Annotated in this window: 23 protein-coding genes; 7 read left to right on the top strand and 16 right to left on the bottom strand. The window is 65.6% G+C overall.

Annotated features, from left to right (window positions below):
• Positions 1-35 precede the first annotated feature (35 nt).
• The 5 genes from ASE30_RS18665 to nhaA all read right to left on the bottom strand — a co-directional run bounded on the left by ASE30_RS18665 (position 36) and on the right by nhaA (position 5,957).
• Complete coding sequence (locus ASE30_RS18665) at positions 36-1,223, bottom strand: class I SAM-dependent methyltransferase (RefSeq protein WP_057285747.1); 1,188 nt, start codon at positions 1,221-1,223, stop codon at positions 36-38.
• A gap of 165 nt (positions 1,224-1,388) precedes the next feature.
• Positions 1,389-3,194 carry a DEAD/DEAH box helicase gene (locus ASE30_RS18660; protein ID WP_057285746.1) on the bottom strand — a complete coding sequence of 602 codons (1,806 nt, stop codon included), beginning with the start codon at positions 3,192-3,194 and terminating at the stop codon, positions 1,389-1,391.
• Positions 3,195-3,473: 279 nt separating this feature from the next.
• Positions 3,474-4,235, bottom strand: coding sequence for a uracil-DNA glycosylase (locus ASE30_RS18655; protein WP_057285941.1), 762 nt, complete (start codon positions 4,233-4,235; stop codon positions 3,474-3,476).
• A 39-nt stretch (positions 4,236-4,274) separates the two neighbouring features.
• Entirely contained in the window at positions 4,275-4,664 is a 390-nt protein-coding gene (locus ASE30_RS18650; protein ID WP_057285745.1) for a DUF488 domain-containing protein, read from the bottom strand.
• Positions 4,665-4,721: 57 nt separating this feature from the next.
• Positions 4,722-5,957: a Na+/H+ antiporter NhaA gene (gene nhaA, locus ASE30_RS18645; RefSeq protein ID WP_235515285.1), complete on the bottom strand. Its 1,236-nt coding sequence runs from the start codon at positions 5,955-5,957 to the stop codon at positions 4,722-4,724.
• Positions 5,958-6,265: 308 nt separating this feature from the next.
• On the opposite strand from nhaA, the gene ASE30_RS18640 reads away from it, so the two are divergent.
• Positions 6,266-7,423: a glycosyltransferase family 4 protein gene (locus ASE30_RS18640; protein WP_082601632.1), complete on the top strand. Its 1,158-nt coding sequence runs from the start codon at positions 6,266-6,268 to the stop codon at positions 7,421-7,423.
• 46 nt (positions 7,424-7,469) lie between these two features.
• On the opposite strand, the gene ASE30_RS18635 is transcribed toward ASE30_RS18640, so the two are convergent.
• From ASE30_RS18635 to ASE30_RS18620, 4 genes are all read right to left on the bottom strand, one after another.
• Positions 7,470-7,934, bottom strand: coding sequence for an HIT family protein (locus ASE30_RS18635; protein WP_057285744.1), 465 nt, complete (start codon positions 7,932-7,934; stop codon positions 7,470-7,472).
• Positions 7,931-8,380 carry a GNAT family N-acetyltransferase gene (locus tag ASE30_RS18630; protein WP_057285743.1) on the bottom strand — a complete coding sequence of 150 codons (450 nt, stop codon included), beginning with the start codon at positions 8,378-8,380 and terminating at the stop codon, positions 7,931-7,933. The genes ASE30_RS18635 and ASE30_RS18630 overlap by 4 nt, the downstream gene beginning before the upstream one ends.
• 26 nt (positions 8,381-8,406) lie before the next feature.
• Complete coding sequence (pap, locus tag ASE30_RS18625; protein WP_057285742.1) at positions 8,407-9,873, bottom strand: polyphosphate:AMP phosphotransferase; 1,467 nt, start codon at positions 9,871-9,873, stop codon at positions 8,407-8,409.
• An 83-nt stretch (positions 9,874-9,956) separates the two neighbouring features.
• Positions 9,957-10,820: an MBL fold metallo-hydrolase gene (locus tag ASE30_RS18620; RefSeq protein ID WP_057285741.1), complete on the bottom strand. Its 864-nt coding sequence runs from the start codon at positions 10,818-10,820 to the stop codon at positions 9,957-9,959.
• 129 nt (positions 10,821-10,949) lie between these two features.
• On the opposite strand from ASE30_RS18620, the gene ASE30_RS18615 reads away from it, so the two are divergent.
• From ASE30_RS18615 to ASE30_RS18605, 3 genes are read left to right on the top strand one after another with little or no spacing between them, the layout of a single operon-like run.
• Positions 10,950-11,285, top strand: a complete 336-nt coding sequence (locus ASE30_RS18615; protein ID WP_057285740.1) for a helix-turn-helix transcriptional regulator — start codon at positions 10,950-10,952, stop codon at positions 11,283-11,285.
• A complete protein-coding gene (locus tag ASE30_RS18610; RefSeq protein WP_057285739.1) occupies positions 11,282-11,713 on the top strand; it encodes a YeeE/YedE family protein in 432 nt (143 codons plus the stop codon). Before ASE30_RS18615 ends, ASE30_RS18610 begins: the two co-directional genes overlap by 4 nt.
• 1 nt (position 11,714) lies before the next feature.
• The gene (locus ASE30_RS18605; RefSeq protein WP_057285738.1) at positions 11,715-12,134 is read left to right on the top strand and encodes a DUF6691 family protein; all 420 of its coding nucleotides are present in this window, start codon (positions 11,715-11,717) and stop codon (positions 12,132-12,134) included.
• A gap of 45 nt (positions 12,135-12,179) precedes the next feature.
• Here ASE30_RS18605 and ASE30_RS18600 read toward each other — a convergent pair whose 3' ends face one another.
• The 7 genes from ASE30_RS18600 to ASE30_RS18570 form a co-directional block, all read right to left on the bottom strand.
• The gene (locus tag ASE30_RS18600; RefSeq protein ID WP_057285737.1) at positions 12,180-13,448 is read right to left on the bottom strand and encodes a phenylacetate--CoA ligase family protein; all 1,269 of its coding nucleotides are present in this window, start codon (positions 13,446-13,448) and stop codon (positions 12,180-12,182) included.
• 84 nt (positions 13,449-13,532) lie between these two features.
• Positions 13,533-14,375 (bottom strand): ABC transporter ATP-binding protein, encoded by an 843-nt coding sequence (locus ASE30_RS18595; RefSeq protein ID WP_057285736.1) that lies wholly within the window; start codon positions 14,373-14,375, stop codon positions 13,533-13,535.
• Positions 14,376-14,434: 59 nt separating this feature from the next.
• On the bottom strand, positions 14,435-15,775 hold the full coding sequence (locus tag ASE30_RS18590) for an ABC transporter substrate-binding protein (RefSeq protein WP_082601631.1): 1,341 nt from the start codon (positions 15,773-15,775) through the stop codon (positions 14,435-14,437).
• Positions 15,776-16,012: 237 nt separating this feature from the next.
• A complete protein-coding gene (locus tag ASE30_RS18585; protein ID WP_057285735.1) occupies positions 16,013-17,077 on the bottom strand; it encodes a branched-chain amino acid ABC transporter permease in 1,065 nt (354 codons plus the stop codon).
• 24 nt (positions 17,078-17,101) lie between these two features.
• Positions 17,102-18,031, bottom strand: a complete 930-nt coding sequence (locus ASE30_RS18580) for a branched-chain amino acid ABC transporter permease (protein WP_057285734.1) — start codon at positions 18,029-18,031, stop codon at positions 17,102-17,104.
• An 11-nt stretch (positions 18,032-18,042) separates the two neighbouring features.
• Complete coding sequence (locus ASE30_RS18575; RefSeq protein ID WP_057285733.1) at positions 18,043-18,840, bottom strand: ABC transporter ATP-binding protein; 798 nt, start codon at positions 18,838-18,840, stop codon at positions 18,043-18,045.
• Positions 18,841-18,845: 5 nt separating this feature from the next.
• Positions 18,846-20,822 carry a long-chain fatty acid--CoA ligase gene (locus tag ASE30_RS18570; RefSeq protein ID WP_057285732.1) on the bottom strand — a complete coding sequence of 659 codons (1,977 nt, stop codon included), beginning with the start codon at positions 20,820-20,822 and terminating at the stop codon, positions 18,846-18,848.
• 169 nt (positions 20,823-20,991) lie between these two features.
• Here ASE30_RS18570 and ASE30_RS18565 point away from each other — a divergent pair, with 169 nt between their 5' ends.
• The 3 genes from ASE30_RS18565 (at position 20,992) to ASE30_RS18555 (ending at position 22,810) form a co-directional block, all read left to right on the top strand.
• Positions 20,992-21,699, top strand: coding sequence for a Crp/Fnr family transcriptional regulator (locus ASE30_RS18565; protein WP_057285731.1), 708 nt, complete (start codon positions 20,992-20,994; stop codon positions 21,697-21,699).
• A gap of 58 nt (positions 21,700-21,757) precedes the next feature.
• The gene (locus tag ASE30_RS18560) at positions 21,758-22,219 is read left to right on the top strand and encodes a MarR family winged helix-turn-helix transcriptional regulator (protein WP_057285730.1); all 462 of its coding nucleotides are present in this window, start codon (positions 21,758-21,760) and stop codon (positions 22,217-22,219) included.
• Positions 22,220-22,384: 165 nt separating this feature from the next.
• Positions 22,385-22,810, top strand: a complete 426-nt coding sequence (locus ASE30_RS18555) for an organic hydroperoxide resistance protein (protein WP_057285729.1) — start codon at positions 22,385-22,387, stop codon at positions 22,808-22,810.
• The last annotated feature ends 45 nt before the right edge of the window (positions 22,811-22,855 follow it).

Here is a 22,855-nt window from a genome sequence, read left to right as displayed (position 1 = left end):
CCGCCTCCCGCGCGCCCGCCGGCGGCTGCGGGCAGCTACAGTTTGCCCAGCCTGTCGCCGCGCGAAAACCCCGTCAGCGGTTCCTGCATGCCGCGTCCAATTGCCAGCACCTTGAACAGCTCGCCCATTTCCGCTTCGGACAGCAGCTTCTGCACGGGCGCGACGGCTTGCGCGTAGGCCTGCGCATCCGAGGGATCCAGTTGGGCCAGCAAATCCATCAGGCCCGCATTCATCAGGAAGCGGGCCTGCGAGGTGTAGCCGAGCACCTGCATGCCGGCTTCCAGGGCCGCATCCGCCATGGCGGTGAAATCCACATGGGCCGTGATGTCCTGCAAGCCCGGGGCGGTGAACGGGTCCCCGTGCGCGTGATGGCGCAGGTGGCACATGAGCGTGCCGCCCGCGCGTTGCGGGTGGTAGTACTCGCTGCGCGGAAATCCATAGTCCACCAGCAGGGCCGCGCCGCGTTCCAGCCAACTGCCCATGGCGCCGATCCAGGCTTCGCCCTGCAGATTGATCTCGGACACGTAGCCGGGCAGCGCCGGCATGCGCGCGGCGACGGCCGACGCCAGCGCCGCGGGGGCGGGGCGGTCTTCCCAGGTGAACGCTCCGGAGGTGTCCAGCGCCACGCCGCGCTCCAGCACGGCGCCCTCGCCGCTCCAGGCAAAGAGCGAAACCGGCATCGCGTCGAGGACCTCGTTGGCCAGCACGCAGCCGCTGAATGTGTTGGGCAGCGCGTCCAGCCACTGCACGCGGCCGCCGAACGCGGCAAGCCGCTCGGCTTGGCGGGCGCGCAGATCCGCGGACACTTCCAGGATCAGGTAGCGGGTATCTTGCAGCCCCAAGGCGTCCAGTTCGCGCAGCACGCCTTCGGCCAGGGCGCCGGTGCCGGCGCCGAACTCCAGCACGGTTTGCGTGTTTGTCTGGCGCAGCACCTCGGCCGCCTGGCGGGCCACGGTGCGCGAGAACAGCGGCGTCAATTGGGGCGCCGTGACGAAGTCGCCGGCGGGTGTCCTGGCGCCGTCTTCCGCATCGGCCAACTTGACGTTGCCAGCCGCGTAATAGCCCAGCCCCGGGGCGTACAGCGCTTCAGCCATCCAGTGATCGAACGGCAGCCAGCCGCCGTTGGACGCGATGGCGGCGCGCAAGTGAGCGGCGGCGGCTTCGCTGTGTTCCAGCGCGGCGGGGGCAAGCGGGGGCAGATTGGCGGGGGTGGGACGTTGCATGGTCGAGTGAGGCGAGGGCAATGGGGCATTTTCCCAAATATTGGCCGCTTGCGCCGCGCAGCCGCTCAGGCGGCGGGCGTCCCGGCGAGACATTCTTCATTTCGCTGAGGCGCGGCGAAAAAAAACCCGCGGCATGCGCGGGTTTTCTTGGGTCAGGCTGGCTGATCAGCCGCGGCGGTCGGCCGGCTTGGCGAAGCGCTTGGCGGGGCCGCCGGGACGCTTGTCGAACGCGGGCTTGGCGCGGAAACCGCCTTCGGGACGGTCGCCGCCACGGAAGCCGCCTTCACGCGGGGGACGGTCGCCAAAGCTGGGGCGATCGCCGAAGCTGGGGCGGGCGTCACGATCGCCGCCACGGAAACCGCCTTCGCGAGGAGCGCGTTCGCTGAACGGACGTGCATCGCGCTGGGGACGATCGCCATAGCTGGGACGGTCGCCGCCAAAGCTGGGGCGCGCATCGCGGTCGCCGCCGCGGAAGCCGCCTTCACGCTGGGGACGGTCGCCGAAGGGACGATTGCCCTGGTAGCCGCCTTCGCGCTGGGGACGATCGCCGAAGCTGGGACGGTCGCCGAACGAACGCTGGGGGCGGTCGCCGAACGGACGGTTGCCTTGGTAGCCGCCTTCGCGCGGAGCGCCGTCGCGATTGCCTTGGTAACCGCCTTCACGCGGCTTGAACTCGCCACGGGGGGCGCCGTCACGCGGTGCGAAGGAACGGCCTTCGCGGTTGCCCTGGTAACCGCCTTCATGGCGCGAGCCGCCGAAGCCGCCCGGACGCTTGCCGAAAGGCTTGCCGCCACGCGGGGCGCCGCTGCCGCCGGCCGACGGACGCGGGGTGCGCTTGGGTTCCAGACCGGCGATCACTTCAGGGGTGATCGACTGGCCGATGTAGTGCTCGATGCGGCGAACCTTGTGGCGCTCGGAATGCGTGGCCAGCGTGAACGCCAGACCGCTGCGGCCGGCGCGGCCGGTACGGCCGATACGGTGCACGTAGTCTTCGGCTTGCATCGGCAGGTCGAAGTTGACGGCGTGGCTGATGCCTTGCACGTCGATACCACGGGCGGCCACGTCGGTGGCAACCAGGATGCGCAGCTGGCCGCGTTGCAGTTGCGACAGCGTACGGGTGCGCTGGCGCTGGTTCATGTCGCCGTGCAGGGCAGCGGCGGCAAAGCCTTGGTCGGCCAGGCGGTCGGCCAGGTCATCCGCGCCGCGCTTGGTCGACGTGAAGACGATGGCCTGGTCCAGCTTGGCGTCGCGCAGAACGTGATCCAGCAACTGCATCTTGTGGCTGGCATCGTCCGCGTACAGCAGGCTTTGCGTGATGTTGGTGTGCTTTTCCTTGGCGCCGGCCAATTCGATGCGTTGCGGGTCGCGCATCATCTTGGCAGCCAGCTTGGCGATCGTGCCGTCCAGCGTGGCCGAGAACAGCAGCGTCTGGCGGTCTTCAGGCAGGCGGCTGACGATGGTCTCGATGTCTTCAATGAAGCCCATGTCCAGCATGCGGTCGGCTTCGTCGAGCACCAGCGTGTGCACGGTGTTCAGCTTGACGCGACCCGATTGCAGGTGATCGATCAGGCGGCCGGGGGTGGCGACCAGCACGTCAACGCGGCGCGACAGCGCCTTCAGTTGCGCGCCGTAGGGCATGCCGCCGACGACGGTGGCGGTGCGCAGGTCAGCCAGCTTGCGGCCATAGGTAGCGGTGGCTTCGGTGACTTGCAGAGCCAGTTCGCGGGTCGGGGTCAGCACCAGCACTTGCACGCCGACGCCCTTGTTGGCGGGCATCTGGGCAATTCGGTGCAGGGCCGGCAGCATGAAGGCGGCGGTCTTGCCGCTGCCCGTTTGCGAGGACACCATCAGATCTTGACCGGCCAGCGCTTGCGGAATGGCAGCGGCTTGGACGGGGGTGGGGGTGCTGAAGCCAGCTTCTTGAACGGCCGACAACAGAGCAGGCGCGAGGCCCAGGTTTTCGAAAGACATTACTTTCCCTTGCCGCAATCAATGCGACGCAGTGCTTGGGCGGGCCAGGGGATTAGGCGGCCGGATCCAGGCGACGGTTGATGGAGCATCGTGCCGACCGAATCAACCATGCGCGTGGCGCGTTCTCTTGTACAGACTGGAACGCAGGGCGAAAGGAAAGGAGGTCAGGAATCGATGATAGTTCGGCATGGGGCCGGGGCTTAGACTTCCCGGCAGGCTGCAAAAAATTCCGCTAAATCAAGGCGGTAAATGCCGAACTCGTTTTGTGCAGTGCGGCGATCATAACCCGAAATCGCCCTGCATGGGAATTATTTTTTTGTCCAGCCCCCAATCAATAGGGTTTTTCCCTTGGTTTTCCAGCCATGTGTTCGTGGCGCGGAAGTGTCCGCAGCCCAGAAACGGCACCGGGGGCCTGCGGGCGGAAAGCGGAGACGGATGGTTGGACATCAGGACCAGGTGGCCACTGTCGTCCGGCAGCAACATACGCTTGGTCTGGGCATGGGCGCCCCAGAGCATGAATACCTTGGGCGAGGGGTCGCGGGCAACCAGGGAGATCAGCGCATCCGTCACTGTTTCCCAGCCGCGCTTGGCGTGCGACGCGGGCAGGCCGTCCTCGACCGTCAGCGCGGTGTTCAGCAGCAGCACGCCGCGATCGGCCCAACGGCTCAGGTCGTTGCCATCCGGCACGTCCGTGCCCGGATATTCCTGGGCGATCTCGTTGAAGATATTGCGCAGGCTGGGCGGACGCTTGCAGTCGTCCGGGACGGAGAAAGCCAGGCCCTGGGCCTGCCCGGGGCCGTGGTACGGGTCCTGACCCAGGATCACGACCCGGACATCCGACGGCGCCAAGCCGTGCAGCGCGCGGAAAGGCGTGGCGGGATACACCACCGCGCCTTCGGCCAGGCGCATTTCCACGTGGGCCGTGACCGCGGCGAGCGCGTCGGCCACGGTTTTCGATGTGAAAGCGGCCTGCCAGGCGGCGGGCAGTTGCGCCGTCTGGGCGGCGAGGGCATGAGGTGTCAGGCGGTTATCGATCGGCATGGCGCGATTTTGGCACATGGCCCGCGCCCGGCACCGGCTTCAGGCCGCGCGTTTGCCGTGGTGGCGGGCGTAGTCCAGCAAGGCGTCGCGCAGCACGATGGCCTGGTTGTGCTCGGTATTGCGCGCGCCGTACAGCAAGGTCAGGGGGCGCGTGCCGGCCGCCTCGAGCAGGGCCGCCATGCGCGCTTGCTGCTCGGGCGTCGCGAGTTCCGCCAGGTACCGGGTGCGGAACTCGTCCCAGCGCTCGTCGATATGGCTGAACCATTTGCAGAGTTCGGGGGTGGGGGCGATGTCTCGGGCCCACTCGTCCAGTCCCAGGTCGGCGCGGCGCAGGCCACGCGGCCACATGCGATCGACCAGAGCCAGGTAGCGGCCTTCCGGTCCGGTGCCCTCGTAGATGCGCTGCACGGCGATAACAGAAGATTTCATGCCGCCTCCCGCGAAAAACGTTGCAGCCAGTCTACCGCAACGTCCCAGGGGCGCCGTTCAGCGCGGCCACGTCCCTCGCGCCGGGGCGCCGGCGGCGCGCAGCAGCACGAAACCGGCGACGGCGGAGGCCAGCGAACCCGTCAGCACGCCGATCTTGGTGGCGTCGACGGTCGCGGCGTCGGTGAAGGCGAGGGCGCCGATGAAGAGGCTCATGGTGAAGCCGATCCCGCACAACAGCGCCACGCCGTAGAGCTGGGTGAAGGTCGCATGCCTGGGCAGGCTGGCGATGCCCGTCTTGATGGCGAGCCAGGCAAAACCGAAAACCCCGAGCTGTTTGCCCAGGAAAAGTCCCAGCGCCACCCCCAGCGGCACCGGCTGCGCCAAACTGGCCAGGCCCATGCCGGCGAACGACACGCCCGCATTGGCAAAGCCGAACAGCGGAACGATCAGCAGCGCCACCGGCTTGTGCAACGCGTGTTCCAGCGCATGCAACGGCGAATGCGAGTGGGGCCCTCCCTGGTTCTGCGGGCGCAGCGGAATCGTCAGCGCCAGCGCCACGCCGGCCAGCGTGGCGTGCACGCCGGACTTCAGGACGAAATACCACAGCACCGCGCCGAGCAGCAGGTACGGTGTCAGGCGCGTAACGCCCATGCGGTTCAGGCAGAACAGGCACAGCAGCAGCGCGCCGGCCATGGCCAGCGCGAACACATTCAGGCCCGACGTATAAAACAGCGCAATGATGACGATGGCGCCCAGGTCGTCCAGGATGGCCAGCGCCGTCAGGAAGATCTTCAGCGACGTCGGCACCCGGCTGCCCAGCAGCGCCAGGATGCCCAGGGCAAAGGCGATATCCGTGGCGGCGGGAATGGCCCAGCCGCGCAACGTGTCGGGGCTGCCCAGGTTGACCAGCAGGTAGATGGCCGCCGGCAGCACCATGCCGCCCAGCGCCGCGATGCCCGGCAGCACGATGCGGGCGGCGCCGCGCAGTTGGCCATCCAGCACTTCGCGTTTGATCTCCAGGCCCACCAGCAGGAAGAAGACCGCCATGAGGCCGTCGTTGATCCAGTGCAGCACGGTTTCCTTGAGCACGACGGGCCCCGCCTGGAAGCCGAGCTTGGCGCTCAGGACGTCGAAGTACATGGGCGCGGCCGAGGTGTTCGCGACCACCAGCGCGGCCAGCGCGGCCAGCATGAGCACGTAGCCGCCCAGGGCTTCCGATCGTAAGAACGCTTGCAGGAAAGAGGTGGGCCTCGCGGGGGCCGGGGTCATGGGGGTGGCCGAATTGTCCTTCATTGAATCCTGAACGCTGCCGAGCAATAAACCTGAATGCTAACTGAATTAGCGGCTATTCTCTTCTATTCCAGCTAACTGCGACCGATTTTTCGTCAATTCTCGGTAAGTCTTATGGACTTTGAATTTCCAAGGCTGCCGCGGCCCGAGTGGCCGCGCGCTTTTCGGTTGCATTCCGCCCGTAATGAGTCAATATCCAGCCAGTTACGCCCGGTTTCACCCGTCGGCATTTTTTGAACCTGATTCGTCAGTGGCCTCAGTCTGGCCGTCTGGCGACCTGCTGCCATGCCATCACTCCATTTCCTCCGATCATGTTGAGTTCCGTTGACTCGCAAGCCAGCGCCGCCGGGACCAGCGGGCGCTTGCGCATCCTGCACACCGAAGCCGCGACGGCATACGGCGGCCAGGAGTTCTGCATCTTCAAGGAGATGGTCGCCATGCGCGAGCGCGGGCACCATCTGGAAGCCGTGTGCCAGCCGCGTGCCGAGCTGGCTGAGCGTTTGCGCGAGGCCGGTTTCACCGTGCACATCATCTCCATGTACGGGCCGCTCAATTTCTTCCGTAGCGTGGTGTTCGTACGGCGGGTGTTGCGGCGCGGGCGCTTCGACGTCGTCAATACGCACAGCCGCTCCGACACCGTGCGGGCCGCCATCGCGGCGCGTCTTGCCCGCACGCCGCTCATCGTGCGCACGCGTCACCTGGCAAAGCCGATCAACTCCCTGTATGCCTACACCTGGCTGGCGCATCGCGTCATCGCGGTCAGCCGCCATGTGTACAAGCAATTGCTGGAGCGTGGCGCGCAGCCCGGTTCCATCGCCACGATTCATTCGCCCGTGGTGCTGCCCCAGGTGAACGAGCAGGCCTGTGTCCGGCAAGAGCTGGGCCTGCCGGCCGATGCGCTTGTGGTCGGCTGCGTGGCCGTCATGCGCGAGGAAAAAGGACACAGCGACCTGATCGACGCCTTCCACCGCATTTCCGCGGCGTTTCCGCGCGCGCATCTGGTGCTGGTGGGAGAGGGCATGCCGGTGTTCGCGCGCCTGCAGTCGCAGGTGGCCAGCCTGGGCCTGGGTTCGCGCGTGCATTTCATGGGCCGGCGGCAGGACATCGGCAACGTGTTGACGGCGTGCGATGTTTTCGCGTTGCCGACGCATCGGGAAGCCCTGGGCACGGCCTTCATCGAGGCCGCCGCTATGGGACTGCCGGTCATCGGCACGGATGTGGGCGGCGTGCCGGAAACCATGCAGGCGGGAGTGACGGGCTTGCTGGTGCCTCCGCGGAACCCGGAGGCGCTGGCGGCCGCGCTTGAAAGCCTGCTGGCCGATCCGGATCTGCGCCGCCGGATGGGCGACGCGGGCCGCACCCTGATCCGCGGCCAGGGCCTGTTCTCCGCGGAACGGACCGCGGACCTGGTAGAGGGCGTCTATGTGCGCTGGCTGGGCGAGCGGCGCGGGCCTTCACGCGCTGCCTGACCCGGGGCCTTCCCGCGCCGCCTGACGCGGGACCAGGGCTCGGGCCTCAGTGCCAGAGCAGCGCGTTCATCGCCTCGATGACGCGGTTGCGGTAGCGGGGCAGCAGCGCCTGTATGTGCGCCTGCCTCGCCTTCCATTCTTCGGGCTCCTGGCCGACGGCGACGCGCGGGGCCGCCCAGATGGGATCCGGGAAATGGCGGTCGCCGCGCCAGCGCGGGATCACATGCCAGTGCAGATGCGGCACCATGTTGCCCAGCGAAGCGAGGTTGATCTTGTCGGGCGACAGGATCGATTGCTGCGCTTCTTCAACCACGTACACGGCCCGCATGAGCAGGTCCCGGCCGTGGGTCGACAGGCTGGTCATTTCGGCGAGGTGGGCATGCCAGACCACCCGCGTGAAACCCGGATAGTCCGGGTCGTCGACCTCGATGATGCGCAGGTGCGGCCCGCGCCACAGCAGCGCGCCGCCGTCTTCCTGGCACAGCGGACAGTTGGGATCGCGCGTGCTCAAGCCATCACCTTGCGGTACTGGATGAAGCCCGACCGGTCGGCGATGCGATCGTACAGTTGCATGGCGGTGGCGTTGGTTTCGTGCGTCAGCCAGTACACGCGCGCGCAGTTGGCGGCGGCGGCCTCGGCATAAACGTGTTCGATCAGTTTGCGGCCAGCGCCCGTGCCGCGCGTGTCGGGGTCCACATAGAGATCCTGCAGGTAGCAATAGTCGCCGGCCGTCCAGGTGGACCGGTGGAAGATCCAGTGCACCATGCCGACGGCGCGCCCGCTTTCATAGGCCAGGGCCGCATGCATGGGTTCCGCGGGATCCAGGAAGCGCGCCCAGGTGTTGCGGGTGACGGCGGCGTCGATGTCGACGCGGTAAAAGTCCTGATAGCCCTTCCACAGGGGCAGCCACGTGTCGAAGTCGGCGGCGACGATGGGACGGATTTCTGCGGTACTCATGGCGCGAGGCCTCCTGGCGGCGGGGTTCAGAGTTGATCTTCCATGGCGTCGACGATGTGTCGCAGCACTTGCAATCGAGCGTAACGCTTGTCGTTGGCGGACACCAGATGCCACGGCGCATGAGCGGTGTCGGTACGGGCCAGCATTTCGTTGGCTGCCGCGGCGTACGCATCCCACTTGTCACGGTTGCGCCAGTCGTCGGGGGTGATCTTGAAATTCTTGAACGGAGATTTTTCGCGCTCTCGGAACCGCGCCAGCTGCACGTCCGCGGTGATCGCCAGCCAGAATTTCAGCACCAGCGCGCCGCTTGCGGCCAGTTGCTCTTCGAAGTCATTGATCTCGGCGTAGGCCCGGCGCCACTTCGCGGGCGGGGTCAGTTTCTCGACGCGCTCGACCAGCACCCGGCCATACCAGGACCGGTCGAAGATGGCGATACGGCCGTGGCGTGGGACGCCGCGCCAGAAGCGCCACAGATACGGCCGAGCCAACTCTTCGCTGCTGGGCGCGGACACGGGCGTGATGTCGAACTGCCTGGCGTCCAGCGCATGCGTGACGCGGCGGATGGCGCCACCCTTGCCGGCGGCGTCCTGGCCCTCGAACACCAGCACCAGCGAGCGTGCCCGGAATTTCGCGGACCGCGCGGCGCGTGCCAGCCTTCCTTGGAGCAGGCCCAGTTCGGATTCGTACTCGTCTTCGTCGACCTGGGCGCTGTAGTCCAACTGACCCAGGCGGTTGACGATGCGCGTGGCGCCGGCAGGCGCCGGAAACGCGGGCGCGATGCGCGGCACGCCGCGCCGCCGCATCGCGGCGAGCACCGCCTCGGCGGTGCGCACGGCGCGCATCTGCTCGTCGGCGCTGGGGATCACGAACCAGGGCGCATGGGGGGTGTCCGTGTGTTTCAACACGAGCCGTCCCCCCGAACAGATGCGGTCGTACTTTTTCTGGACCTTGAGATCGGCGGGGCTGACTTGCCACGCCGTTTCGGGACTGGCCAACAGGCGCTGCGCGCGCGCCTTCTGCGCCTTGGCGGACAGGTGGAACCACAGCTTGATGATCTGCACGCCTTCGGCGGCCAGCATCGCCTCAAAGCGCATGATCGCGGCGCACTGCGCTTCGATGATGTCCTGATTCGGCTTTTTGCGCAGGGTTTCGAGTATCAGGGGTGCATACCAGGAGCCGAATACGATGCCGGTATTGCCCTTGGGCGGCAGATCCTTCCAGTAGCGCCACAGCGCCGGACGTTCCAGCTCCTCGCCTTCACGCGGACCGTAGGCCAGCGTCTTGATGTGGCGCGGATCCATCCATTCGTTCAGCAGGTTGACGGCGGCGCCCTTGCCCGCGCCGTCGATTCCCGCCACGACCACCAGCAGCGTCTTGTCCGCCTGCCCGAGCCGCCGGTACTGCGCATCGAGCAGCGCCACGCGCAGCCGCGCCTCCAGCGGCTTGAAGGCTTCTTTGGACAGGCTGGGATCGGCTTCTGCTTCGGCGAACATGAGGATGCGTCGGATCGGATGTTTTCGATCGGGCGATCTTGCGGGATATGGCCGTGGCGCGCAAGTGCCGCGCGGCCGGCGCGTTACAGGGCGTCGATGGGAATCTTCAGGTAGCGCACGCCGTTGTCCTCCGCGGGCGGAAAGTGGCCCGCGCGGATGTTTACCTGGATGGCGGGCAGGATCAGCGTGGGCATGGAGAGCGTCGCGTCGCGCCGCGTGCGCATGGCCACGAATTCCGCTTCGCTGACGCCGTCGCGCACATGGATGTTGGCGCGGCGCTGTTCGGCCACCGTGGTCTGCCAGGTGGTCTCGCGTTCGGCGGGCGGATAGTCGTGGCACATGAACAGCCGGGTGCCGGCGGGCAGGCTCAGCAGCCGTTGTATCGAGCGGTACAGCGCGTGGGCGTCCCCGCCGGGAAAGTCGCAGCGCGCGGTGCCCACGTCCGGCATGAACAGGGTGTCGCCCACGAAGGCCGCGTCGCCGATCAGGTATGCCATGTCGGCGGGTGTATGGCCGGGCACATGGATGGCGGTGGCGGTCAGCGCGCCGACCTGGAAGGTTTCGCCGTCGGAGAACAGATGGCCGAACTGCGAGCCATCAAGCTGGAATTCGGGCTCCAGGTTCAGGATCTTCTTGAACACGTCCTGCACGGTGCGGATGCTCTGTCCAATGGCGATCACGCCGCCGAGTTGGCGCTGCAGGTAAGGCGCGGCCGACAGGTGGTCGGCGTGGGCATGGGTTTCGAGAAGCCAGACGGTCTTCAGTTGGCGCTCGCGCACGTAATCCGCGACCCGGTCGGCGCTGCCCGTGCCGGTGCGGCCGGATTTGGGATCGAAGTCCAGCACGGAATCGATGATGGCGCACGCGCCGCCCGCCGCGTCTTCATGGACCACGTAGGTGATGGTGGCGGTGACGGGGTCGAAGAAGGCCTGGATTTGCGGATTCATTGAGCGCTCGCAAGGTGCCGCTGGGCGCGGCGCAACACAACAATATACAATTTTGAATAATATTGTTGGATAGTTTATTCGTCAATATAATGATCGAGCCATCCGTCAAGCGACTGACACACATACACCATGAACGCTCCTCTTACCGACTGCGAGGTCGCTGTCCTGCGCGAATCCGCCTCTCAGGCGTGCTCGCTGCTCAAGGCGCTGGCCAACGAAGACCGCCTGCTGCTGCTGTGCCAGCTTGTCCAGAACGAACGCAACGTGGGTGAACTGGAATCGTTGACCGGCATCCGCCAGCCGACCTTGTCGCAGCAGTTGGGCGTGCTGCGCGACGAGGGCCTGGTCGCAACGCGGCGCGACGGCAAATACGTCTACTACCAGATGGCCAGCTTCGAGGTCAGCCAGGTCATGAAAACGCTATCGAGTTTGTACTGCGGACGAGCGCTGGAGTCACTCAAGTGAATGTCGACTGGTCCGCCTTCGCGCCGGCCGCCGGCACCGCCGGCGGGCTGCTGATCGGCGCCGCCGCCGTGCTGCTGATGCTGGGCGCGGGACGCATCGCGGGCATCAGCGGCATCCTGGGCGGCCTGCTTGCGCCCGAGCGCGGCGGCGGCTGGAGAATTGCCTTCCTGCTGGGACTTTGCGCCGCCCCGTGGCTGTACCGGATGTTTTCGGCGCTGCCCGGCATGACCGTCGACGCGGGCACGCCGCAGTTGATCGTGGCGGGCCTGCTGGTCGGCATTGGCACCCGCTACGCCTCGGGATGCACCAGCGGCCATGGTGTGTGCGGCCTGTCCCGGGGATCGCGCCGGTCGCTGGCGGCCACGGCGATCTTCATGACGGCGGGCTTTGCCACGGTCTACGTATTGCGCCACGTGATGGGAGGCTGACATGACCGGTCTTTTCGCTTTCGCCGCGGGCCTGGTGTTCGGGCTCGGCCTGATCATCTCGGGCCTGGCGGACCCCGCCCGGGTGCTCGGCTTTCTGGATCTGGCCGGTTCCTGGAATCCGACGCTGGCTTTCGTGATGGCGGGTGCGGTCCTGGCGGCCAGCGTGGGCTTCGCCGCCCTGCGGCGCCGCCGTCTCAGCCTGTCCGGCGAACCCCTGCACTGGCCGGACGCCACCCGGGTGGACTGGCGGCTGGCTGGCGGCAGCCTGGCGTTCGGCGTGGGCTGGGGGCTGGCGGGCTTCTGTCCGGGGCCGGCCCTGGTCGCCGCCGCGGCCGGCATTCCGCAGGCCCTGATCTTCGTGGCGGCGATGATCGCCGGTATGGCGATCTTTTCCGTCCTTCAGCGTTCGAAGCGCCCCTGAACCGAGGCCGCGCAACGGCAGAAAGCCAAGCCCGCCTTGCGCGGATTACTCGTACGTCCTGATGTCGTCGATGACCTTGCCATCGTTAGGCAGGCTGCCCGCGTCCACCCATTCGACATCGCTGCGCAGCTTGGTCAGGTCGCGCACCGATTCGGCGATCCGCTTGGCCAGGTCTTCGCCGCGCACCCGCGATTCCACCTTCAGCACCATGCGGTCCGAGCCCGTGCTGCCGCTGATGACCAGGCGCGCGCGCAGGATCTCGGGGTGCCGGCGCGCCACGTCCCCCACTTGCGACGGATGGACGAACATGCCGCGCACCTTGGTGGTCTGGTCCGCGCGGCCCATCCAGCCCTTGATGCGCGTATTGGTGCGGCCGCAAGGGGAGATGCCGGGCATCACTGCGGACAGGTCGCCCGTGCCGAAGCGCACCAGCGGATAATCGGGATTCAGCGTGGTCACGACGACCTCGCCGACTTCACCGGCGGGTACCGGCTCGCCCGTGCCGGGGCGCACGATTTCGACGATGATGTCCTCGCCCAGCACCAGACCCTCGCGGGCGGGCGTCTCGAACGCGATCATGCCCAGGTCGGCGCTGCCGTAGGCCTGATAGCCCTCGATGCCGCGCGCCGCCAGCCAATCGCGCAGCGACGGCGGGAAGGCTTCGCCCGACACCAGCGCGCGGCGCAGCGAATCCAGCTTCACGCCCAGTTCGTCCGATTTTTCCAGGATGATCTTCAGGAAGCTCGGCGTGCCGGTATAGCCGCTGGGCGCCAGGTCCTGGATCGCTCGCACCTGTTGTTCGGTCTGCCCGGTGCCGCCGGGGAACACGGTGCAGCCGACAGCGTGCGCCGCCGTTTCCATCATCGAGCCGGCCGGGGTGAAGTGATACGAAAAGCAGTTGTAGGCCAGTTCGCCCGCACGAAAGCCCGCGGCGTACAGGGCGCGCGCAAAACGCCAATAGTCCGCGCGCGCGCTTTCCGGTTCGTAGATCGGACCCGGCGAAGCGAACACGCGCATCGCCTCGCCCCAGCCAATGGCGGAAAAGCCGCCAAAGGCCTTTTCGGGGCTCGCGGGCGCCGCCGCGTCGTCGCGGCTGAGCTGCTGGCGCTCCAGCAGCTCATGCTTGCGCAGCACGGGCAAACGGGCCAGGGCCTCGCGCGACGTGATGGCGGCGGGGTCGATGCCGCGCAATTGCTCGGCGATGGCGGGCGCCCGGGCAATGGCCCGCGCGATCGCGCCGGGCAAGGCGGCCATCAGTTCGCGCTCGCGTTGCTCGGGCGCTCGGGTTTCCAGTACATCGAAAAACTCGGACATGGGATCGCACCTTCTCGTGTGCCGTATTGCGGTGCCGTTGCCGGCGGCAGGCGGCAAGCGTTGCTGGCTTGCCCGCTCCAGGAATCAGGCCAGCCAGCGTTTGCGGCGGCGGTAAAACTTGTTGTCTCGGAAACTCTTGCGTTCCCCGCTGGATATGCCCAGGTAGAACTCCTTCACGTCCTCGTTCTGCGCCAGGTCGGACGCGGCGCCATCCATCATCACGCGCCCGTTCTCCAGGATGTAGCCGTAGTCGGCATAGCGCAGCGCGATGTTGGTGTTCTGTTCGGCCAGCAGGAAGCTCACGCGCTCGCGCTGGTTCAGGTCGCGCACGATCTCGAAGATCTCTTCGACGATCTGCGGAGCCAGGCCCATGGACGGCTCGTCCAGCAGAATCATGTTGGGGTTGGCCATCAGCGCGCGGCCGATCGCCGTCATCTGCTGCTCGCCGCCCGAGGTATAGCCGGACTGGCTGGCGCGGCGCTGTTTCAGCCGGGGGAAGTATTGATAGACCTTGTCCAGCGCGGCCGCGGTGTCGCCGCGGCTCATGCTGCGCGTGTAGGCGCCGGTCAGCAGGTTTTCCTCGATGGTCAGGTGAGCAAAGCAATGCCGGCCTTCCATTACCTGCACGACGCCGCGCTTGACCAGTTCCGCCGGCGAGAGCCTTTCGATGCGCTGGCCGCGGTATTGGATATGGCCCTTGGTCACGTCACCGCGCTCGCCCTTGAGCAGATTGGAGATCGCGCGCAACGTGGTGGTCTTGCCGGCGCCGTTGGCGCCCAGCAAGGCCACGATCCTGCCGTCCGGCACTTGCAGGGACACGCCCTTGAGCACCAGGATCACGTGGTTGTAGATCACCTCGATGCCGTTCACATCGAGCAGCACCTTGGGGGTGTCTGCGGGTATTGCGGAAGTCGTTGCAGCGGTCATGGCGGTTCCTGCGGCTGGGTGGCGGCCGGCCCCGCCTCGGGGCCGGCCGCCGGTTCACATCAGTTCTCGCACTTGCGGGGCGTGATGTTCTTTTCCTTGGCGTACTTGGCCGCGGATTCCTTCACCATCGGGTCCAGGATGGTCTTGTCGGCCTGGTACCAGTCGGAGGCCACCTTGAACTTCGCGCCGTCCCACTGCACGATGCGGGCCCAGTCGTCGCCCTTGTGGTTGCTGCACGAGGTCTTGACCGGACGCATGATCTGGCCAAAGCCCAGCTTGTCGAGCTTCTCCTGCGTCAGGTCCAGGTTCTCGAAGCCCCAGCGCACCTGCTCCGGCGTCAGCGCCTTGCCCTTGCCGAATTTCTCTTGGGCGGTGCGGATCGCTTCCACCTGCAGCATCGAGATCATCATGCCGCGCGTGTGGGCGATGGTGCCGAGCGTGGTCTTGCCGGACTTGTCCGAACCCTGACCCTTGTCGTAGACGAACTTCTTGAGATCGTCATAGACCTTGTCGTGCTCGGCGCCGCTGTTGTGCACGGTGATGGCGTTGTAGCCCTTGGCCACATCGCCCAGGTCCTTGACGTCGCCTTCGGAGCCGGCCCACCAGATCGCGTACATCTTGTCGCGCGGATAGCCGCTGGCCTGCGCTTCGCGGATCGCGGTGGGCGTCATGATGCCCGCGCTCCACAGCAGCACGTAGTTCGGGCGGGCCTGGCGGATCTGCAGCCACGTGGACTTCTGTTCGACGCCGGGGGCGGTCACCGGATACAGCACCAGTTCGAAGCCTTCCTTGGCCGCGCGCTTCTGCAGCAGCGGGATAGGCTCCTTGCCATAAGGCGAGTCGTGGTAGACCAGGGCGATCTTCTTGCCCTTGAGCTTGTCCATGCCGCCTTCTTTCTTGGCGATGTCCTGGATCATCACGTCGGCCGCGGTCCAGTACGTGCCCAAGAGCGGGAAATTCCACTCGAACACGCTGCCGTCCACCGATTGCGACAGGCCGTAGCCCATCGTTTCGACAGGTACCTTGTCGAGCATGGCCTTATCGCTTACCGCGAAGGTGATGCCGGTGGACTGGGTGTCGAAGCCCGAGGCGCCGGTGCCCTTGCCCTTCAGGCGCTCGTAGCATTCCACGCCGCGGTCGGTGGCGTAGGCGGTCTCGCATTCTTCGTACGTGATCTTGACGCCGTTGACGCCGCCGTCGCGTTCGTTGACGAGCTTCAGGTAGTCCAGCTTGCCATCCGCCCAGGGGATGCCCAGCGGTGCGAACGACCCGGTGCGATACACCAGCAACGGGACGAACTGCTCTTCGGCCGCCATTGCCGGCGTGGCCACGGCGCCGACGGCGCCGGCTGCGGCCACCAGGGCTGCCGCCAACTTCAGGTTAAGACGCTTCATCTCCATTTACCTCCTGCGTGGTGCTTGGGTCAGTAAACCCTGGGACACCGGGATTGGCCCGGTCTTGAGCCGGGTATCTAGGGCGCCGACCGCGGAGTTCGTGCTGCTGCGGCCGGTGATGATCAATACGTTCTTGTTGCATGAAACTCGGGTCTCCCTGATCGGGGCCGCGGCGGATCCGGCTTCGCCGGTCCCCAGCGGCGCCCCCTGGGGGGAAGCGCCAAGGGCGCTTCGGGGGGGGCTTCAATGCGGGAACGGCCATATGCGCAGCTTCTCCTTGCCGATGCTCCACAGCCGCGCCAGGCCATGCGGCTCGGCGATCAGGAAGAACACGATCAGCGCGCCGAACACCATGTGTTCGATGTGCGCCGCCGTATCCACCGACAGCGGCAGGCCCAGCGCGTGCGGGATGTTGGATAGCGCCACCGGCACCAGCACGATGAAGGCCGCGCCGAAAAAGCTGCCGATGATCGACCCCAGGCCGCCAATGATCACCATGAACAGAAGCTGGAACGATCGCGTCAGGTCGAACGCCAGCGGCTCCCAAGAACCCAGGTGGATGTAGCCCCACAAGGCGCCGGCCACGCCGACGATGAACGAGCTGACCGCGAACGCCGTGAGCTTGGCGTACATGGGACGGATGCCGATGACGGATGCCGCCACGTCCATGTCGCGGATCGCCATCCACTGGCGGCCGATGGCGCCGCGCACCAGGTTCTTGGCCAGCAGGCTGAAGATCACCACCAGAACCAGCACGAACAGGTACTTTTCCATGGCGCTCTGCACCGGCAGGCCGAAGGCCGTCAGCGGCGGCACCGACACGCTGCCGGACGACGAGTAGTTGGTGAAGAAGGGGATGCGCAGGAACGCCCAGTCCACGAAGAACTGCGCGGCCAGCGTCGCCACTGCCAGGTACAGGCCCCGGATGCGCAGGCTGGGTATGCCGAAGATCACGCCCACGATCGTGGCGAAGCAACCGCCCAGCAGGATCTGGATGACCAGCGGCATGCCGGGAAAGCGCACGCCGAAGTTCCATGCCGCATAGGCGCCCACCGCCATGAAGGCGCCCGTGCCCAACGAGATCTGGCCGCAATAGCCCACCAGGATGTTCAGGCCGACGGCGGCCAGCGACAGGATCAGGAAGGGAATAAGGATGGCGCGCAGCAGGTAGTCGCTGGCCAGCGCGGGGATGGCGATGAACGCCACCGCCAGCAGCAGCCAGATGAATACGCGGTCCTGGCGGATCGGAAAGATCTGCTGGTCAGCGCGATAGCTGGTCTTGAATTGGCCGTTTTCGCGGTAGAACATTGTTTATCCTTTGGGCCCGGTGGCTTAAACGCGGTCGATGATCTTCTCGCCGAACAGCCCTTGCGGACGGAACAGCAGGAACACCAGCGCCAGCACATAGGCGAACCAGATTTCGATACCGCCGCCGACGAGCGACCCCAGGTAGACCTCGGACAGCTTTTCGCCGACGCCGATGATCAGGCCGCCCAGGATGGCCCCCGGCACCGAGGTCAGCCCGCCCAGGATCACCACCGGCAGCGCGCGCAGCGCCGCGGTGGACAGCGTGAACTGCACGCCGAACTTCGATCCCCAGATAATTCCGGCCACCAGCGCCACCAGTCCCGCGACGCACCACACGATCACCCAGATGCGGTTGAGCGGAATGCCGATGGACTGCGCGGCCTGGTGGTCGTCGGCCACCGCGCGCAGCGCGCGCCCGGTGGAGGTGTATTGGAAGAAAAGGGCCAGCGCCGCCACCAGCAGCGCGGCGATGACGGCGGCCGTCAGGTCTTCAAGGTTGATGAGCAGCCCACCCTCGAAGACGGAGTCCAGGATCAGCAGCGGATCCTTGGGCATGCCGACGTTGATGGAATACACAGAGCTGCCGAATGTGATCTGCCCCAGCCCGTCCAGGAAGTAGCTGATGCCCAGGGTGGCCATCAGCAAGGTGGTGGCCTCCTGGTTGACCAGATGGCGCAGCACGAAGCGTTCGATGGCGACGGCCAGCAGGAACATCACGATGGCGCTGACGATGAACGCCAGCACGTTGGCCAGGATCATGTTGTCGAAGCCGAGCCAGCGCGGTATCCATTCCGAGAACCGCGCCATGGCCAGCGCGGCGACCAGCACCATCGCGCCCTGCGCGAAGTTGAAGACACCCGATGCCTTGAAGATAAGCACGAAGCCCAGGCCGATCAGCGCATACATCATGCCGCTCATCAAGCCGCCAAATAAGGTTTCTAGAAAAAATCCCATGTCTGTCCGCCTCAGTGCGACACGCCGAGATAGGCGCGTATGACATCTTCATTGGCCCGCACCTCGTCGGGCTTGCCGTCGCCGATCTTCTTGCCGTAGTCCAGCACCACCACGCGGTCGGAAATATCCATGACCACGCCCATGTCGTGTTCGATCAGCACGATGGTGGTGCCGAATTCGTCGTTCACGTCGAGGATGAAGCGGCTCATGTCCTGCTTCTCCTCGATGTTCATGCCGGCCATCGGTTCATCCAGCAGCAGCAGGCGCGGCTCCATCGCCAGCGCGCGGCCCAGGTCCACCCGCTTTTGCAGGCCGTAGGGCAGCCGCCCCACCGGCGTCTTGCGGTAGGCCTGGATTTCCAGGAAGTCGACGATGTTCTCGACGAATTCGCGGTGCTGTATTTCCTCGCGTTCGGCGGGGCCCAGGCGGAATGCCTGCGCGAGTAACCCGCTCGTCATGCGCAGGTTGCGTCCGGTCATGATGTTGTCCAGCACGCTCATGCCCTTGAAAAGCGCCAGGTTCTGGAACGTGCGCGCGATGCCCATTTCGGCGGCGCGCCGCGGATTCATCTTGGAAAACCGCTCACCGCGGAACTCGATACCGCCGTTCTGCGGCGTATAGACGCCGTTGATGACGTTGAGCATCGAGCTTTTGCCCGCGCCGTTGGGTCCGATGATGGCGCGGATCTCGTGTTCGCGCACGTTGAAGGATATGTCCGTCAGCGCCTTCACGCCGCCGAAAGACAAGGAGATGTTCTGCATGTCCAGCATCACATCGCCGATACGCTGATCGCGGTCGTTGGTGCTCATGGTGTCTAGGCGGCTCGGGCGGTTATGGCGGGAAACGTCTTGACCTGGCGGATCCTCAGATCCGCCGAGATCTTGCCGCTGCGTCCGTCTTCGAATTTCACTTCGGTCTCGATGAATTGCGACTGCTTGCCGCCAAAGAGCGCATCGATCAGCACGCCGTACTTCTGCGCGATGAACGCGCGGCGCACCTTGCGCGTGCGGGTCAGTTCGTCGTCATCGGGGTCCAGTTCCTTGTGCAGGATCAGGAAGCGGCCGATCTGCGATGCCGACAGCTTGGGATCGGTGGCCAGGTCGGCGTTGACCTGCTCCACGCATTCCGCGATCAGTTGGTAGACCTCTTCCTTGGCCGCCAGGTCGGTGTAGCCGGCATAGGGCAGTCCGCGCCGTTCGGCCCAGTTGCCCACGGCCTCCAGATCGATGTTGATGAAGGCGCACACGTCCTCGCGGCCAGCGCCGAAGGCCACCGCCTCCTTGATATGCTGGAAGAACTTCAGCTTGTTCTCGATGTACTTGGGCGCGAACAGGCTGCCGTTGGCAAGCTTGCCGACGTCCTTGGCGCGGTCGATGATCTTCAACTGGCCGTCGGTGTCCAGGTACCCGGCATCGCCCGTATGAAACCAGCCATCGGCGCTGCGCGCCTCGGCGGTGGCGTCCGGATTGCGGTAGTACTCCTTGAATAGCCCGGGGCTCTTCACCAGGATCTCGCCGTTGTCGGCCACGCGGATTTCCACGCCCTCGACGGGCGGGCCGACCGTGTCATCGCGCACCTTGCCGTCGGGCTGCACGCACACGAAGACGGAGGTTTCCGTGGAACCGTACAACTGCTTCAGGTTGATGCCGATCGAACGGTAGAAGACGAACAGGTCGGGGCCGATGGCTTCGCCCGCCGTGTAGGCCACGCGCACGCGGCTCATGCCCAGCGCATTGCGCAGCGGGCCGTAGATCAGCGCATTGCCCAGCGTGTAGCGCAGGCGGTCCCAGGCATTGACGGACTCGCCATCCAGGATACGGGTGCCCACGCGGCGCGCGAGCTTCATGCAGGCGGCGAACAGGCGGCGCTTGATAAAGCCCGCGTCTTCCATGCGGATCATCACATGCGTCAGCAGGCCCTCGAGCACGCGCGGCGGCGCAAAGTAATAGGTGGGGCCGATGTCGCGCATGTCGATCGACACGGTGTCGGGCGATTCGGGATGGTTCACGGTAAAACCGGTGACCAGCAACTGCGTGTACGAAAACATGTTCTGTCCGATCCACGCGGGCGGCAGGTACGCCAGCACGTCTTCCTGGTCGGTCAGTTTTTCCATCTCGGACACGGCGCGCGCGCGGTCGATCAGCGCATGGTGCGTCAGCACCACGCCCTTGGGCTTGCCCGTCGTGCCCGAGGTATAGAACATGGCCGCGGCATCGTGCGGCTGGACGGCGGCGATGGCGCGCTCGAAAAATTCGGGATGCTGCGCGGCGTATTGGCGGCCCTGTTCCTCGAGCTGCTCATACGACAGCAGCATCGGATCGGAGTAATGGCGCAGGCCGCGCGGATCGTCGAACACCACATGCTTGAGGGCGGGGCATTGTTCGCGCACCTCGATCATCTTGTCGACCTGCTCCTGGTCTTCCACGACCGCGACCCTGATCTCGGCGTCCTGCAGCACGTAGACCATCTCCTGGGCGACGGCGTCCTGGTAGAGCGGAACGGGAATCGCGCCCAGCGACTGCGTGGCCATCATGGCCATGTAGAGGCGGGGACGGTTCTCGCCGATGACGGCGACGTGCATGCCGGGCTGGATGCCAAGCGACGCAAGGCCCTGCGCGACGTGGCGGACATGCTCCGCCACCTCGGACCACGTAAGGGTTTGCCAGATCCCCAGATCCTTCTCTCGTATCGCGGGCCGCGACCCGCGAACGTTGGCATGCGCGAACAGCAGCGCTGGAAAGGTGTCCAGCGCCGCCGGCATCTGTGCAGATGCGGGCGATGAATGTGCCACGTTGTCTCCTCCGGTTTGGGCGCATCGCGCCAGGAGGCCGCGGGAGCGGCGATGGCGAAGAAGTGCTTGACCAGTTGGTTTTAGATTTACGGCAGGAGTTAAGGTATAAGGTTGGGTTGCTACCAACTGTCACCATCGCGACATTCAAGGAACTTTTAGGGTATTCCCGATGCAGCTATCCGACTCCCTGCAACTCGCCGCGGCCTGGTTTCGCGTGCTCGACGGCGAGCAGCAATCGCGCGTCGAGCGAGACCTTACCGTGCAGCAGGTGGTTGCCGGATCGATCATAGAGCGCAAAGGCGAACTCGCCCAGGCATGGATAGGCGTATTGGCGGGGCTGGTCAAGGTTTCGGTGGGCAACGCCGAAGGCAAGGTGGCCTCGCTGACCGGCGTGCCCGCGGGCGGATGGATTGGCGAAGGTTCGCTGCTGAAACGAGAAGTCCGCAAGTACGACATCGTGGCCCTGCGCGATTCCGTGGTGGCGCGTCTGCCCGGCGCCACCTTCGACTGGCTGCTGGATACCAGCATTCCGTTCAACCGCTACCTGCTGCATCAATTGAACGAGCGCGTGGCGCAGTTCATCGGCAAGGCGGAGTACGACCGTCTGCTGGATCCCGACGCACGGGTAGCCCGCTGTCTGGCCGAGCTCTTCAATCCTTTGCTGTATCCCGGCATGGGCATGCGCCTGGCCATTACACAGGAAGAAGTCGGCTATCTGGCCCGGGTGTCCCGCCAGCGCGCCAACCAGGCGCTGCGCAAGCTCGAGGAAGCCGGGCTGCTGAACGTCGAATACGGAGCCGTCCGCGTGCTGAACCTGGACGGGTTGAAGCAATACGGATCGGATCGGAGCGCGGCCGTGGGAGAGCGGGCCGCATGAATTGGCGGGCTCGCAAAAAAAACTTGACGTTGAATAGCGCGCTATTTAATATTGCACAATGAAATCCAGATCCAAACCCAAGGGCGCATTCAACCCGCTGCTGCTGGACAGCCAGCTCTGCTTCGCTTTGTATTCGACCTCGCTGGCGATGAACAAGGTGTACCGCAAGCTGCTGCGCGGGCTTGATCTGACCTATCCGCAATACCTGGTGATGCTGGTGCTCTGGGAGGGCGACGACATCACCGTGACGGATATCGGCGACCGCCTGTTCCTGGATTCCGCCACGCTGACGCCGCTGCTCAAGCGCCTGGAAGCCGCGGGCCTGGTGACCCGCCAGCGGGCTCAGGCCGACGAGCGGCAAGTGATCGTGGGCCTGACCAAGCAAGGCCGGCAACTGCGAGAGCAGGCCGAAGCCGTGCCTCATTCCATCGCGGCCGCGGCGCAATGCACCCTGGCCGAAGCCCAGGGCATGATGAAGACCCTGCATGCCCTGCGGGAGAAGCTGGTCGAAAGTCTTTGAGGTAAGGGATGATGCCTGTCATCATCCGGCCTGATAAATAGCGCACTATATAGTTGTACGCTATTTAAAAGGCAACGCAAGTCAGCGGTTCGCAGTTAAACGGCGATGCGGGAAGGGTCCCGCCAGGCCATGCAGTCCAACTTTTCATCTAAAAGGAAACGCATCATGTCTATCGAAAAAGTCCTCTACCGCGCCAGCGCCACCGCAACCGGCGGCCGTGAAGGCCGTGGCGTCAGCGACGACGGCACTCTGGATGTCAAGCTGACGACGCCGCGTGAACTCGGCGGCGCAGGCGCGGCCGGCACCAATCCGGAACAACTGTTCGCCGTCGGCTACTCCGCTTGCTTCCTGGGCGCCATGAAGTTCGTGGCCGGCCGCGACAAGATCGCGATTCCCGCGGACGTGTCCGTGAACGGCACCGTCGGCATCGGCGCCATCCCCACGGGCTTCGGCATCGAAGTCGAACTGAAGATCTCGCTGCCGGGACTGGACCGTGCGGAGGCCGAGAAGTTGGTGGCGGCGGCCCACATCGTATGCCCGTATTCGAATGCGACGCGCGGGAATATTGATGTGACGTTGACGATTGTTTGATATCGCGGGTGATTGAGGGGGAGTGTGGCGGGAGCGTTGAAGGAT

The organism is Achromobacter sp. Root83 (genome assembly GCF_001428845.1).
Lineage (GTDB): Bacteria > Pseudomonadota > Gammaproteobacteria > Burkholderiales > Burkholderiaceae_B > Achromobacter.
This window is presented reverse-complemented; position numbering and strand designations above follow the sequence as displayed.